General features: G+C 66.4%; 12 protein-coding genes. 10 read left to right on the top strand and 2 right to left on the bottom strand.

Annotation, left to right across the window (positions count from 1 at the left end; genetic code table 11):
• Positions 1 to 6: 6 nt before the first annotated feature.
• Together ACUJB0_RS00050 and ACUJB0_RS00055 are read left to right on the top strand one after the other, a co-directional pair.
• On the top strand, positions 7 to 1,221 hold the full coding sequence (locus ACUJB0_RS00050) for a hypothetical protein (RefSeq protein WP_444843397.1): 1,215 nt from the start codon (positions 7 to 9) through the stop codon (positions 1,219 to 1,221).
• Between the two features lie 19 nt (positions 1,222 to 1,240).
• Positions 1,241 to 1,951 carry a hypothetical protein gene (locus ACUJB0_RS00055; RefSeq protein WP_444843398.1) on the top strand — a complete coding sequence of 237 codons (711 nt, stop codon included), beginning with the start codon at positions 1,241 to 1,243 and terminating at the stop codon, positions 1,949 to 1,951.
• 6 nt (positions 1,952 to 1,957) lie between these two features.
• Here the strand turns inward: ACUJB0_RS00055 and ACUJB0_RS00060 are convergent, their stop codons facing one another.
• Complete coding sequence (locus tag ACUJB0_RS00060; RefSeq protein WP_444843399.1) at positions 1,958 to 2,353, bottom strand: VOC family protein; 396 nt, start codon at positions 2,351 to 2,353, stop codon at positions 1,958 to 1,960.
• On the bottom strand, positions 2,353 to 2,910 hold the full coding sequence (locus ACUJB0_RS00065) for a tautomerase family protein (RefSeq protein WP_444843400.1): 558 nt from the start codon (positions 2,908 to 2,910) through the stop codon (positions 2,353 to 2,355). Before ACUJB0_RS00065 ends, ACUJB0_RS00060 begins: the two co-directional genes overlap by 1 nt.
• Positions 2,911 to 2,982: 72 nt before the next feature.
• Between ACUJB0_RS00065 and ACUJB0_RS00070 the strand changes: the two genes are divergently transcribed.
• From ACUJB0_RS00070 to ACUJB0_RS00105, 8 genes are all read left to right on the top strand, one after another.
• Positions 2,983 to 3,597: a TetR/AcrR family transcriptional regulator gene (locus ACUJB0_RS00070; protein ID WP_444843401.1), complete on the top strand. Its 615-nt coding sequence runs from the start codon at positions 2,983 to 2,985 to the stop codon at positions 3,595 to 3,597.
• A 118-nt stretch (positions 3,598 to 3,715) separates the two neighbouring features.
• Positions 3,716 to 5,635 carry a TAT-dependent nitrous-oxide reductase gene (nosZ, locus tag ACUJB0_RS00075; protein ID WP_444843402.1) on the top strand — a complete coding sequence of 640 codons (1,920 nt, stop codon included), beginning with the start codon at positions 3,716 to 3,718 and terminating at the stop codon, positions 5,633 to 5,635.
• A 57-nt stretch (positions 5,636 to 5,692) separates the two neighbouring features.
• Positions 5,693 to 7,882 carry a 4Fe-4S binding protein gene (locus tag ACUJB0_RS00080; protein WP_444843403.1) on the top strand — a complete coding sequence of 730 codons (2,190 nt, stop codon included), beginning with the start codon at positions 5,693 to 5,695 and terminating at the stop codon, positions 7,880 to 7,882.
• Positions 7,879 to 9,177, top strand: coding sequence for a nitrous oxide reductase family maturation protein NosD (locus ACUJB0_RS00085; protein WP_444843404.1), 1,299 nt, complete (start codon positions 7,879 to 7,881; stop codon positions 9,175 to 9,177). The genes ACUJB0_RS00080 and ACUJB0_RS00085 overlap by 4 nt, the downstream gene beginning before the upstream one ends.
• The gene (locus ACUJB0_RS00090) at positions 9,158 to 10,114 is read left to right on the top strand and encodes an ABC transporter ATP-binding protein (RefSeq protein ID WP_444843405.1); all 957 of its coding nucleotides are present in this window, start codon (positions 9,158 to 9,160) and stop codon (positions 10,112 to 10,114) included. The genes ACUJB0_RS00085 and ACUJB0_RS00090 overlap by 20 nt, the downstream gene beginning before the upstream one ends.
• Positions 10,098 to 10,922 carry an ABC transporter permease subunit gene (locus tag ACUJB0_RS00095; protein ID WP_444843406.1) on the top strand — a complete coding sequence of 275 codons (825 nt, stop codon included), beginning with the start codon at positions 10,098 to 10,100 and terminating at the stop codon, positions 10,920 to 10,922. Before ACUJB0_RS00090 ends, ACUJB0_RS00095 begins: the two co-directional genes overlap by 17 nt.
• Positions 10,919 to 11,437 (top strand): nitrous oxide reductase accessory protein NosL, encoded by a 519-nt coding sequence (locus ACUJB0_RS00100; RefSeq protein ID WP_444843407.1) that lies wholly within the window; start codon positions 10,919 to 10,921, stop codon positions 11,435 to 11,437. Before ACUJB0_RS00095 ends, ACUJB0_RS00100 begins: the two co-directional genes overlap by 4 nt.
• A gap of 91 nt (positions 11,438 to 11,528) precedes the next feature.
• The gene (locus ACUJB0_RS00105; RefSeq protein WP_444843408.1) at positions 11,529 to 11,855 is read left to right on the top strand and encodes a c-type cytochrome; all 327 of its coding nucleotides are present in this window, start codon (positions 11,529 to 11,531) and stop codon (positions 11,853 to 11,855) included.
• Positions 11,856 to 11,873 lie beyond the last annotated feature (18 nt).

Below are 11,873 nucleotides of genomic sequence, written 5' to 3' on the forward strand. Positions count from 1 at the left end.
ATCGCCATGAACATCCAATGCCGCTTGTTGTTGAGTCTACTCTTCGCGGCCGGAGCCGTCCACGCGGCGCCGGCCATCCAGTCGGCCGGCAAGCTCAGTTTCGGTGACGCGCAGACGCTGTTTGTCGCCGACTGGAAGGGCGCACGCATCTTTGCGCTGCAAGTGCCCGCGCCCGCAGCCCCGGCCGGCAAGCCGTTCAATCTGATGGACGTCCAGGCGCCGATAGCGAAAGCGCTCGGCGTGGCGCCGGCCGCGCTGCGCTTCGAGGACCTGGCCGTGCAGCCGGACAGCGAACTGGCCTATGTGGCGCTGACCGTGCGCGGCGCCCACGGCCAGGGCAAGCCGGCCATCGTCAGCATCGACGCGGCGGGCAAGGTCCGGCGGCTGGACCTGGCCAAGGCTTCCGGCTCGGCCGCGATCACCGATGCGCCGACGGCCGACGTCACTTTCTGGCGCGACCTGCCGCAACAGACGCTGACCGTGACCGACATGCGCTACTACCAGAACAAACTGTACGTGGCCGGTCTGTCGAACCGCAGCTTCGCCTCGACCTTGCGGGTGTACGACTATCCGTTCAGCGGCAAGGCCAGCGCCACCACGGTGGAGATGTACCATCCGGTGCACAACCAGATCGAAACCCGCGCACCCATCCGCAGCATGACGGTGATGACCCTTGGCGGCGAGCCGACACTGGTGGCGGCCTACACCTGCACGCCGCTGGTGACCATCCCGCTCAAGGATTTGAAGGACGGCGCGCATATCGCGGCCCGGACGGTGGGGGAACTGGGCTGGGGCAGCGCGCCCAATGGGCTGGTGAGCTTCAAGGTGGGCGATGCGGAGTATGCCTTGCTGGTCAATTCGAGCCGCTCGGCCGACCTGCTGAGCGCCGCCGATCTTGCGGGCGCAGCCGCCGCGCCGGGCTTGAATACGCCGATCGAATGGCCGGCCAAGCCCTATCTCGGCGTCAAGGCGGTCATGGCTCCCTTGTCGGCCGTGATGCGGATCGATAATCTGAATCCGCAATTGCTGCTGGCCTTGCGACGCTCGGAGGCGGGTGGCGAGATGCAGCTGGTGTCGATACCCAAGGGTGGCTACCTGCGCCTGAGCGACTTCGTCAACGAGTACGACTTCCCGGATTACCGCTATCCGGACGGCGATAAATTCCGCGACTTCCATAAATATGCGCGCACCATCGAGGGCTATCCTGAACTGGCCCGCTAGCGCGGCTTGGCTGGCGCTTGTGCCAGGGCTGGCCCTGGCCGGCGCCAGCGTGACGCCGTCGGGACCGGAGGTGGCCGAGAACCTGCTGCGCATCGAGCTGCACTTCGACCAGCCGTTGACGGCGCCGCTGGACATGGCCCACGTCACGTTGCTCGACAGCGCCGGCGCGCCCATCCGCGACGCCTTCCTCGACCTGCCGCTGGCCGACCGCAGCGGCACGGAGGCCACGCTGCTGCTGCATCCTGGCCGCATCAAGCGCGGAGTCGGGCCCAATGTCGCGCTGGGTCCGGCCTTGCGCAGCGGCGAGTCGGTGACACTGCGCATCGACGATCCGCAGCTCGGGCGGCCACTGGAGCAGCGTTGGATGGTGATGGCGCCGCTGCGCCAGCGCATCAATCCGCAGCAATGGACGGTGCAAACGGCCAGGCGTGGCGGCCGGGGACCGTTGCGCGTCATCGTGCCTGCCGCGCTGGATGGCGCCGCCAGGGACCAGATTGCCGTGCAGGGGCCGGACGGGCTGCGGGTGCCGGGCGCCGCCACGCTCGCGGCGGGCGAGCGGGAATGGCGGTTCACGCCGGCGCGGAACTGGCGCCCCGGCACCTATCTGCTGCGCATCCACCCACAGCTGGAAGACCCGCAGGGGAATCGCCTGTGCTCGGCGTTTGAGGAGGGCGCGCAAAGCGCCCAGCGGTGCGACGCCGAAGGCAAGCTGGCCTTTGCGATTGATTGAGCGCGCTTAAACCGGACAGTTCAACATCCATTGAACCCCGAACTGGTCGGTCAGCTTGCCGTAGTAATCGCCCCAGACCTGCATCGCCAGCGGCGTGGTGACCGTGCCGCCTTCCGCCAGGCGCGCGAAGAGCTGCCCGGTCTGTTCGCGGTCATCCATCTGCAGGATGTGCGCGGAGCCGCGCATCGGCTCCGCGTCATCGTTGTCGGACGCGTAGAACAGCACGCCAGGCCCCTCGAACTGCGCGTGCATGATCTTGTTGCGCATGGCTTCGTTGGGCACAGGCATGCCGTTGACGCCGAAGCGCAGCACCTCGGTCACCTGGCCAAGGCCGCAGCGGGTGTAAAACTCCAGCGCCTGCTCGCAGGTCGTGGTGAAGAAGAGGTAGTTGGCAAGTCTCATCACGCCGCCTCGGGCTGCGCTTGCCCGCGGCGTTCCTCGGACGGGAATCCATGGGCCTCGCGCACACGCGCCTGCGCCGCCAGCAGGCTTTCGAAGTATTCCGATCGTTCCGGCGCGCCACCCACCACGTGGTTGATTTCGCGGATGCCGATGGTCTGGCCGCTCGCGCCCCAACTGCCGTTCGGCACCTCGTGCACAATTACCCAGTCGCTGGCGCGGTTCGGGAAGCTGCCATCCACATCCAGGGTGTTCGCTATAATCCGATTGATGGTTTCGTGCAGGGCAGTCTTATCCGCCTGGGTGCAGGCGCCCACCGGAAAGACGACATCGAACAGGAAGCGGCCGCCTTTGGGCGGACTCGTGTCGGGCTTGCCGCCGACGTACCAGGAGGTCTTGGGATCGACCTCGTCAAACACCACGTAAGCCAGCGAGCGGCCGGCGGGCGTATCGGCTCCCACTTCGGCGATCAGGATGGCGGAGGTCAGTTCCTCGGCCAGTTGGGCTTTTTGTGCTTCGGTGATGGCGCCGCGCTGGTGGGTGATTCTGAGTAGTGGCATGATCAGTATTCTCCAGGGGTTAGTTGAAAAGCAACTTCAGATTACATTACGATCGTAACACTGTCAATTATTATGTTGCGGTCGTCATATAAAGGATTTGAGATGGTTCGATATACGCAGGGACACAAGGAAGAGAGCCGCGCGCGGATCGTCGACGCGGCCGGGCGGGGCTTCAGGAGCCACGGCTACGGCGGCATCGGCGTCGACGGCCTGGCGCGCGAGGCCGGCGTCACGCACGGCGGGTTCTACGGGCACTTCAGCTCCAAGGCGGAGGCGTTCAAGGCGGCGGTCGTGTCCGGTTTGCAGTCGCTGCGGGCCGGAGTCGAGGCGGTGCGCGCGGAGCAGGGCAAGCACTGGATAGCCGCGTTCGTGGCGTTCTACATGGGCCCCAAGCGCACCTGTACCCTGGCTGACGCCTGCACCTTGCCGAGCCTGTCGGCCGAAATCGAACGGTCGGACCCTGCCATTCGCGAAGCTTATCAAGCCGAACTGCAAGGCGTGATGGAGTCTATCGCGGCGGGCCTGCCGGCGGGCAGCGACAGCGAGCGCACCGCGCAGGCCTGGGTGCTGCTGTCGCTGCTGGCCGGCGGCGTGACCCTGGCCCGCGCCGTGCCGGACCCGGCGGTTGCGGAACAGATCGCGACGGCGGTCCAGCGCGCCGCGATGCTGTTCGCCGAAGCGAAATAGCGATGCCGCTAGAGTGAGCCAGTACGAAATCCCATGATCCACATCATTCTTTAATCCGTGGTGTTACCCCGACAATATGCACTGTTGATCAATGACAACTGCATAGATTGGAGAACAGATGGATAGCAAGGAAAACGGCGTCGATAACGGTGCCGAGCAACGTGGACGCAGGGGGTTCCTGAGCAAGAGCGCGGCGCTGGGCCTGGCGGGCGTGACGCTCGGCCTGGTGGCCTGCAAGGAAGAGGCCGGCGCGGCCAAGGGCGGCGCGGCCGCTCCGCAGAAGGAAGGCGCGAGCAAGGAAATCGCCCCCGGCCAGCTGGACGAATACTACGCATTCATCAGCGCCGGCCATGGCGGCGAGGCGCGCGTGCTGGGCCTGCCATCGGGCCGCACGCTCAAGCGCATTCCGGTCTTCAACACCGACTGCATGGTCGGCTGGGGCGTGACCAATGAGTCGAAGGCGATCATGGGCACCAAGGCCGACGGTTCGCTGAAATACACCACCGGCGACACCCACCACGTGCACGGCAGCTACAAGGACGGCACCTACGACGGACGCTGGCTGTTCGTCAACGACAAGATCCACTCGCGCCTGGCGCGCATCCGCATGGACACGATGGAGTGCGACAAGATCGTCGAACTGCCGAACGTGATGGGCTTCCACGGCCTGTTCACCGACAAGTGCGATCCGGTCGACACCAAGATCAACTACACCACGCGCGTGTTCTGCGGCGGCGAATTCCACGTCCCGCTGCCCAACGACGGCCGCGACCTCGACGATCCGACCAAATGGGGTACGCTGTTCAGCTGCGTCAACGCCGAGACCATGGAACTGAAGTGGCAGTGCCGCATCGATGGCAACAACGACCTGGTCGCCACCAGCTACGACGGCAAGCTGGCCGCCTCCAACCAGTACAACACCGAGAACGCCGCCGACCTGAACGGCATGATGTCGGCCGAGCGCGACGCCTGCGTGTTTTTCAACGTCGAGCGTATTGAAGCCCTGGTCAAGGCCGGCAAGTTCACCACCATCGGCGGCTCGAAAGTGCCGGTCGTTGACGGCCGCAAAGCCGCCAACAGCGATCCGAAAACCGCCGTGACCTGCTACGTCCCGGTCGGCAAGAACCCGCACGGCGTCAATGCCAGCCCGGACGGCAAGTACTTCGTCTGCTCGGGCAAACTGTCGCCAACGGCCACCGTGATCGAACTGAAGCGCGTGCTGGCCTGGTTCAACGGCGAGCTCAAGGAACCACGCGACGCCGTCGTGGCGGAACCGGAAATCGGCCTGGGCCCATTGCACACCGCCTTCGACGGCAAGGGTAACGCCTACACCTCGCTGTTCCTGGACAGCCAGTGCGTCAAGTGGAACGTCGACGCCGCCATCGCGCAATTCAAGGGCGACAAGACGGCCAAGGTCATCATCGAGAAGATGGACGTGCACTACCAGCCCGGCCACAACTACTCGTCGATGGGCGAGACCAAGGAAGCCGACGGCAAATACCTCAACTCGGGCAACAAGTTCTCCAAGGACCGCTTCCTGCCGGTCGGCCCGCTGCATCCTGAAACGGAACAGCTGATCGACATCAGCGGCAGCAAGATGCACCTGGTGGCCGATCACACGGCTTACTCGGAACCGCATGACGGCATCATCGTGCGCCGCGACATCGTCAAGACGCGCCAGATCTACAACATGGACGACTTCCCGAACGCGGTCAAACCGGAGAACGCCGGCATCGAACGCCATGGCAACAAGGTCCATGTGCGCCTGATGTCGCAAGCGCCGGCGTACAGCATGCCGATCATCAAGGTGAAGAAGGGCGACGAAGTCACGCTGACCCTGACCAACCACGACAAGGTGGAAGACTTGACGCACGGCTGCGCGCTGCCGACCTACAACATCAACTTCATCGTCAATCCGCAGGAGACGAAGTCGGTGACGTTCAAGGCCGACCATGCCGGCGCCTTCTGGCTGTACTGCACGCACTTCTGCCACGCGCTGCACCTGGAAATGCGCAGCCGCTTCCTGGTAGAAGCCTGACGGCGGTGAGTGTTGCCGCGCCGCGCGCTGTTGCGCGTGGCGCGGCCTCCTGAGACTATGAGATCCACTACCTCCCTTATTCGTATCCTGCTGGCGTTGTTTGTCGCCTTGCTGTGCGGCGCGCCCGCCGGCGCGGCGGTCTACGACGCCGAACTGTCGCAAGGCCTGATGCACGGCCCCGACCTGTGCGCCAACGTGGCCTGCGCCGATGTGATGCCAGAAGCCACGCGCTTCTCGCAACGCATGGGCTCGCCCCAGTATGTGCAAGCCTTCCGCACCAAGCCCGGCAGCGCTGAACAGCTGATCGGCTATGTCTTCCTGTCGACCGACGTGGTCGATATTCCCGCCTACTCCGGCAAGCCCGTGGTCACGCTGATCGGCATGGACGTGCACGGCATCATCACCGGCGTGCGCGTGCTCAAGCATTCGGAGCCTATCCTGCTGGCCGGCATCCCCGAATCCGCGCTGCTCGATTTCATCCATCAGTATGTGGGCCGCCGTGGCGACGCCAAGCTGGAAATCGGCCGTGGCGGCGACGGCAGCGCGGGCCTGGACGCCATCAGCGGCGCCACCGTCACCGCGATCGCCGAGAATCAGGTGATCTCGCGCAGCGCCTACGAGATCGGCCGCCAGGTCGGCATCTTCACCACCGCCGCGCGGCCGCCGGCGCGTTTCACGCCCATCGACGAGCGCCTGAACTGGCGCAAGCTGGCGGACGAGGGCGCCGTCACGCACCTGCTGATTCCGGCTGCCGAGGTGGGCGTCGATCCCGCCGCCGGCCCGTACCTGGACCTGTATTTCGGCTACCTGAACACCCCAACCATCGGCAACAGCCTGCTGGGCGAGGGCGCCTACAAGCGCCTGATGCAGAGCCTGGGGCCGGACGAGCACGCCATCTTCATCATCGGCGAAGGCCAGACCTCGTTCAAAGGTTCGGGCTTCGTGCGCGGCGGCATCTACGACCGCATCCAGGTGCGCCAGGAGGCGCAGACCTTCACCTTCCGCGACACCGACTACCTGAACCTGTACCACCTGCAACCGGCCGACGTGCCGGCGTTCACCGAATCGGCGATCTTCATCGTGCGCTCGTCCGGCTTCAACCCGGCCTGGCCTTGGACGCTCGGCGTGCTGGCCAACAAGCGCGACGCGGCCGGCGTCAAGACCTTCGCCCGCTTCGACCAGCAGTACTGGCTGCCCGCGCGTTATCTTGAAGGCGGCCATCCAGAGGTCGTGGTGGCGCGTCCCGCCTGGCAAGCGATCTGGCTCGGCCGCGTGCCGCAGATCGTGCTGTTCATTGCGCTGCTAGCCGTCACCGCCGTGCTGTACGCGATGCGCGACCGCCTGGTGCGCGCCTCCACCCGCCGCCACAAGCCGTGGATCAGCCGGCCGCGCCTGGTGCTGTGGATCTTCAGCGTCGGCTTTGTCGGCTTCTACCTGAAGGCGCAACCCAGCGTGACGCAGGTGATGACCTGGGTGCATTCGCTGCTGCACCAGTGGAAGTGGGAGCTGTTCCTGTCGGACCCGTTCATCTTCCTGTTCTGGTGGTTCATGATCATCACCGTGCTGATCTGGGGACGCGGCCTGTTCTGCGGCTGGCTGTGCCCGTTCGGTTCGCTGCAACACCTGGCGCTCAAGCTGGGCAGCGTGATCGGGCTCAAGCGCTGGCAAGGGCTGCTGCCCAAGCGCCTGCATGATCGCCTCAAGTGGGTCAAGTACGTGATCTTCTTTGTCTTGCTGGGTGTATCGCTGTGGTCGATGGAAGCGGCCGAGCGGCTGGCCGAGATCGAACCGTTCAAGACCACCTTCCTGGTCGGCGTGTGGAACCGCACATGGCCGTTCTGGATCTTCATCGGCGGCATCGTCGGCGTGTCGATGTTCAGCGAGCGTCCGTATTGCAAGTACCTGTGCCCGCTGGGCGCAGGGCTTGCATTGCCTAGCCGCCTGCGGATGTTCGGCCTCAAGCGCAAGTCCGAATGCGAGACCTGCCACGCCTGCGCCGCCGGCTGCGGCTCGCACGCGATCGACTCGAAGGGCCGCATCGACCAGACCGAATGCATGTTGTGCCTCGACTGCATGGTGATGTACTACGACGACCATGCCTGCCCGCCGCTGGTCAAGGAACGCAAGCAGCGCACGGCCAAGGGCCAGGCGCTGACCCGGATCGGCGCGGACGGTTATTTCGTCTCGCTGGAAAGCCTGCGCGGCAGCTTGCGCGATGTTTCGGCCTCCGCCAAGGAGCAGCCGTGAACGGCGGAGGCAGGCCCAGGCCCAAGCCCGCGTTTGCGCTGGCGGCTGCGCTGTTGCTGGCGGCCAGCCTGGCGCTGTGCGCCGGCGCGGACGCGGCGGTGCTGCGGGTGCGCGCCGGCGAGTCGATCGCCGCGGCCATCGCCCAGGCCAAGCCGGGCGACACGGTGCGCGTGGAAGCGGGCCGCTACGTCGAGCACCTGCGCATCGACAAGCCGTTGACGCTGCAGGGCGAGGGCCACCCCGTCATCAGCGGCGCAGGCAGCGCCGACGTGATCCGCGTCAGCGCGCCCGGCGTCACGCTGGCCGGGTTGGTGGTGCGCGACAGCGGCATCGACCTCACCGCGCAGAACGCCGGCATCTACGTGCTGCCGGGCAGCCACCACGTGACCATCGCCGACTGCCAGCTGACCGCCAACCTGTTCGGCATCTGGCTGGAACGCTCGGACGACGCGCAACTGCTGCGCAACGTGGTGACCGGCCGCGCCGACCTGCAATCGGCCGCGCGCGGCAACGGCATCCAGGTGTACGACACGCGCGGCGCGCAGGTGATCGGCAACGAAATCAGCGTCACGCGCGACGGCATCTACGTCGACGTCTCGCGCGACGCGCTCTTCCGCGGCAACCGCATCCACCACGTGCGCTACGGCACGCACTACATGAACACCAACCACAGCACCTGGGAAGGCAACGAGGTCTACCAGAACCGTGCCGGCCTGGCGCTGATGGAGGTGCGCGACCTGATCGTGCGCCACAACATCGCCTGGGGCAACGCCGACCACGGCATCATGCTGCGCACCATCCAGGACTCGGTCATCGAGGACAACGTGGTGGCCGGCAACGACCGCGGCTTCTTCATCTACGACGCCGAATACAACATCGTGCGCCGCAACCTGGTGATCAACAACCGCACCGGCGTGCACCTGTCGGCCGGCTCGTCCAACAACCAGGTCGACAACAACGACTTCATCGGCAACGAGGAGCAGGTGCGCTTCGTGGCCGCGCAGGACGTGCAATGGGGCCGCACGGCCGGCAACTACTGGAGCAACTACGGCGGCTGGGACCAGAACGCCGACGGCATCGGCGACCTGCCGTACGAGGCCAACGACGTGGTCGACCGCCTCGGCTGGCAGTACCCGCTGATGAAACTGCTCAGCGCCAGCCCCGCGCTGCAGACGCTGCGTTTCGTCGCGCGCCAGTTCCCGCTGCTGCGGGCGCCGAGCGTGGTCGACAAGCATCCGCGCATGCGGCCCGCCTCCCTTGATTGGAAAAAATGGCATGACATCTACCCACGTTGAACCCGCCGGCGCCGCCGTGTCGCTGGCCGGCGTCGGACAGCGCTTCGGCGCGGTGACGGCGCTGCATGAAGTAACGCTCGACATCGCGCGCGGCGAAATGTTCGGCCTGATCGGCCACAACGGCGCCGGCAAGAGCACCTTGTTCAAGCTGATGCTGGGGCTGATCACGCCCAGCAGCGGCACGCTGCACGTGCTGGGCCAGCGCACCAGCGCCCCGGCGTTCCGCCAAGCGCGGCGCCGCATCGGCTACCTGCCGGAAAACTTCGTCACCTACGACAATCTCAGCGGCAGGGAAGTGCTGCAGCTGTTCGCCGACCTGAAGCGGGTGCCACGCGCCGCCTGCCCGGCGCTGCTGGAACAGGTCGGCCTGGCCGGCGCCGCCGACCGTCCGGTGCACGGCTATTCGAAAGGCATGCGGCAACGGCTGGGCCTGGCGCAAGCGCTGCTGGGCGAGCCGGACCTGATCTTCCTGGACGAGCCGACCAACGGTCTCGATCCGCAAGGCATCGCCGATTTCTACGCCATCCTGCGCGCGGTACGGGCGCGCGGCGCCACCATCGTCATCACCTCGCACATCCTGGCCGAGATCCAGGACCGGGTGGACCGGCTGGTGATCATGCACGGCGGGCGCATCGCCGCCCAGGGCACGCTGGCGCAGCTGCGCAGCGGCATGGCGTTGCGGCTGGGCGTGGTGGCGACCGTGGCCGAAGCGGACCAGACGGCCGCCGTGGCCGCCCTGGCCGCGCTGCCGGGCGACGCTTCCGGCGCGCCGACGCTCGAGCGCGAAGGCACGCGCTTCGACGTGCGCTGCGCCGCCGCGGACAAGCTGGCGGTGCTGGCCGCGCTGCTGCCGCACGCGCGCGACATCGCGCTGCACGAGCCCACGCTGGAACAGGTCTTCCTCGGTTATGGAGGTGCGTATGCCAGCTCCCATTGAATGGCGCCAGGTGTGGATCATCGCCGCCAAGGAATGGCGCGACCGCCTGCGCAACCGCTGGGTGCTGGCGGTGGCGGTGGTGTTCGCCGTGTTCGCGCTGGCGATCGCCTATTTCGGCGCGGTGCAGCAAGGGCAGGTGGGTTTCCACGGCGTCGACGCCACCATCGCCAGCCTGGCCAGCCTGGTCATCTACCTGGTGCCGCTGATCGCGCTGCTGCTGGGCTACGACGCCATCGTCGGCGAGCGCGAGCGCGGGGCGCTGGAGCTGCTGCTGTCGATGCCGATCAGCCGGCTCGAGGTCCTGTGCGGCAAATACCTCGGCCTGGCCGCCGCATTGACCACCGCCACCGCGCTCGGCTTCGGCGTCGGCCTGCTGCCGCTGTCGTCCGAGTTGACGGTGGGCGAGGGCGAACGCTACGCACTGTTCGTCGCCAGCGCTGTGCTGATGGGCATGGCCTTCCTCAGCATCGCCGTGCTGGTGTCCGTGATCGCCCGCGACCGTGTGCGCGCCAGCGGCGCCGCGCTGGCCTTGTGGTTCTTCTTTGTTCTGGTGTTCGACTTGCTGCTGATGGGCGCTCTGGTCCTGAGCCAGGGTGGCCTGAGCAGCGGCGCCTTCGCCGCGCTGCTGATGCTCAACCCCGCCGATGTGTTCCGGCTGCTGAACGTGTTCAGCTCGGACCAGGCGCAGGGCATGTATGGCCTGGCCACCGTCATGCCCCCGGCCTGGACCCAGCCGGCGGTGCTGCTGGCGGTGATGCTGGGCTGGATTGTCGTGCCGTTTTATTTTGCTCACAGGAGATTCCGATGAAACTTACCTATCGCCCGCGCTGGCGTTACTGGCTGGTTGCCGCCGCGTTGGCGGGTTGCGGCCAGATCGCCCCCTTGCCGCAGGCCCAGGAGCCGAGCGCGGACACCGCTTGCGCGCTGGATGGCATGCTGTTGCAGGACTATGCCGGCGCCAAGGGCCAGATCCGCTATGCCGATGGCAAGACCGACTATTTTTGCGATGTGATGGAGCTGCTGGGCGCGATGCTGGCGCCGGAGCAGCATCGCAGCGCCAACGCGCAGTACGTGCAGGACATGGGCGCGGCCGACTGGCATCACCCGCAAGGCAACTGGATCGCCGCGCGCGACGCGGTGTATGTGGTCGGCAGCCGCGCCCGTGGTTCGATGGGTCCGACCATCGTACCGTTCGCCCGGCAGACCGACGCCGCCTCGTTCGCCAAGCGCGACGGCGGCCAGGTGCTGCGCTTCGCCGATATCCGCGCATCGATGCTGAGTGCGGCCCGCACGGCCGCCGCGCATGCAGACATGGCGCATTGACGGCGCTCCCGATCCGGCCGGAGTCGGCCGGGATTTACGTCAGCGCGGCACGCCGCGCTGGTTCAACCACCCGCAACAAAGAGGTTTAAAAATGAAAGCAATCCAACTCTTCGCCGCGCTGCTGGTCGGCGCCGCCGCCACCGCCGCCAGCGCCGCAGCCCCGGCCGCAGCCGACAGCGCCAAGGGCGAGAAGATCTACAAGGCGACCTGCATGGCTTGCCACGGCGCCGGCGTGCTCGGCGCGCCCAAGTTCGGCGACAAAGCGGCCTGGGGACCACGTGTCGCCAAGGGCAAGCCTGCGCTGTACACCAACGCCCTCAACGGCTTCAAGATGATGCCGCCGCGCGGTGGCAATCCGGCCTTGAAGGACGACGAGGTCAAGGCCGTGGTCGACTACATGATCGCAAAGAGTAACTAACCGGTGGGGCGCCTTCCA

Source organism: Duganella caerulea, assembly GCF_040362985.1.
In the GTDB taxonomy this organism is placed as follows: domain Bacteria; phylum Pseudomonadota; class Gammaproteobacteria; order Burkholderiales; family Burkholderiaceae_D; genus Rugamonas; species Rugamonas vulcania.

Coding starts and splice junctions, on each gene's coding strand:
- ACUJB0_RS00080 (WP_444843403.1), top strand. CDS start 5,693: ATGAGATCCACTACCTCCCTTATTCGTATCCTGCTGGCGTTGTTTGTC.
- ACUJB0_RS00090 (WP_444843405.1), top strand. CDS start 9,158: ATGACATCTACCCACGTTGAACCCGCCGGCGCCGCCGTGTCGCTGGCC.
- ACUJB0_RS00100 (WP_444843407.1), top strand. CDS start 10,919: ATGAAACTTACCTATCGCCCGCGCTGGCGTTACTGGCTGGTTGCCGCC.
- ACUJB0_RS00070 (WP_444843401.1), top strand. CDS start 2,983: ATGTTGCGGTCGTCATATAAAGGATTTGAGATGGTTCGATATACGCAG.
- nosZ (WP_444843402.1), top strand. CDS start 3,716: ATGGATAGCAAGGAAAACGGCGTCGATAACGGTGCCGAGCAACGTGGA.
- ACUJB0_RS00065 (WP_444843400.1), bottom strand. CDS start 2,910: ATGCCACTACTCAGAATCACCCACCAGCGCGGCGCCATCACCGAAGCA.
- ACUJB0_RS00105 (WP_444843408.1), top strand. CDS start 11,529: ATGAAAGCAATCCAACTCTTCGCCGCGCTGCTGGTCGGCGCCGCCGCC.
- ACUJB0_RS00060 (WP_444843399.1), bottom strand. CDS start 2,353: ATGAGACTTGCCAACTACCTCTTCTTCACCACGACCTGCGAGCAGGCG.
- ACUJB0_RS00050 (WP_444843397.1), top strand. CDS start 7: ATGAACATCCAATGCCGCTTGTTGTTGAGTCTACTCTTCGCGGCCGGA.
- ACUJB0_RS00095 (WP_444843406.1), top strand. CDS start 10,098: ATGCCAGCTCCCATTGAATGGCGCCAGGTGTGGATCATCGCCGCCAAG.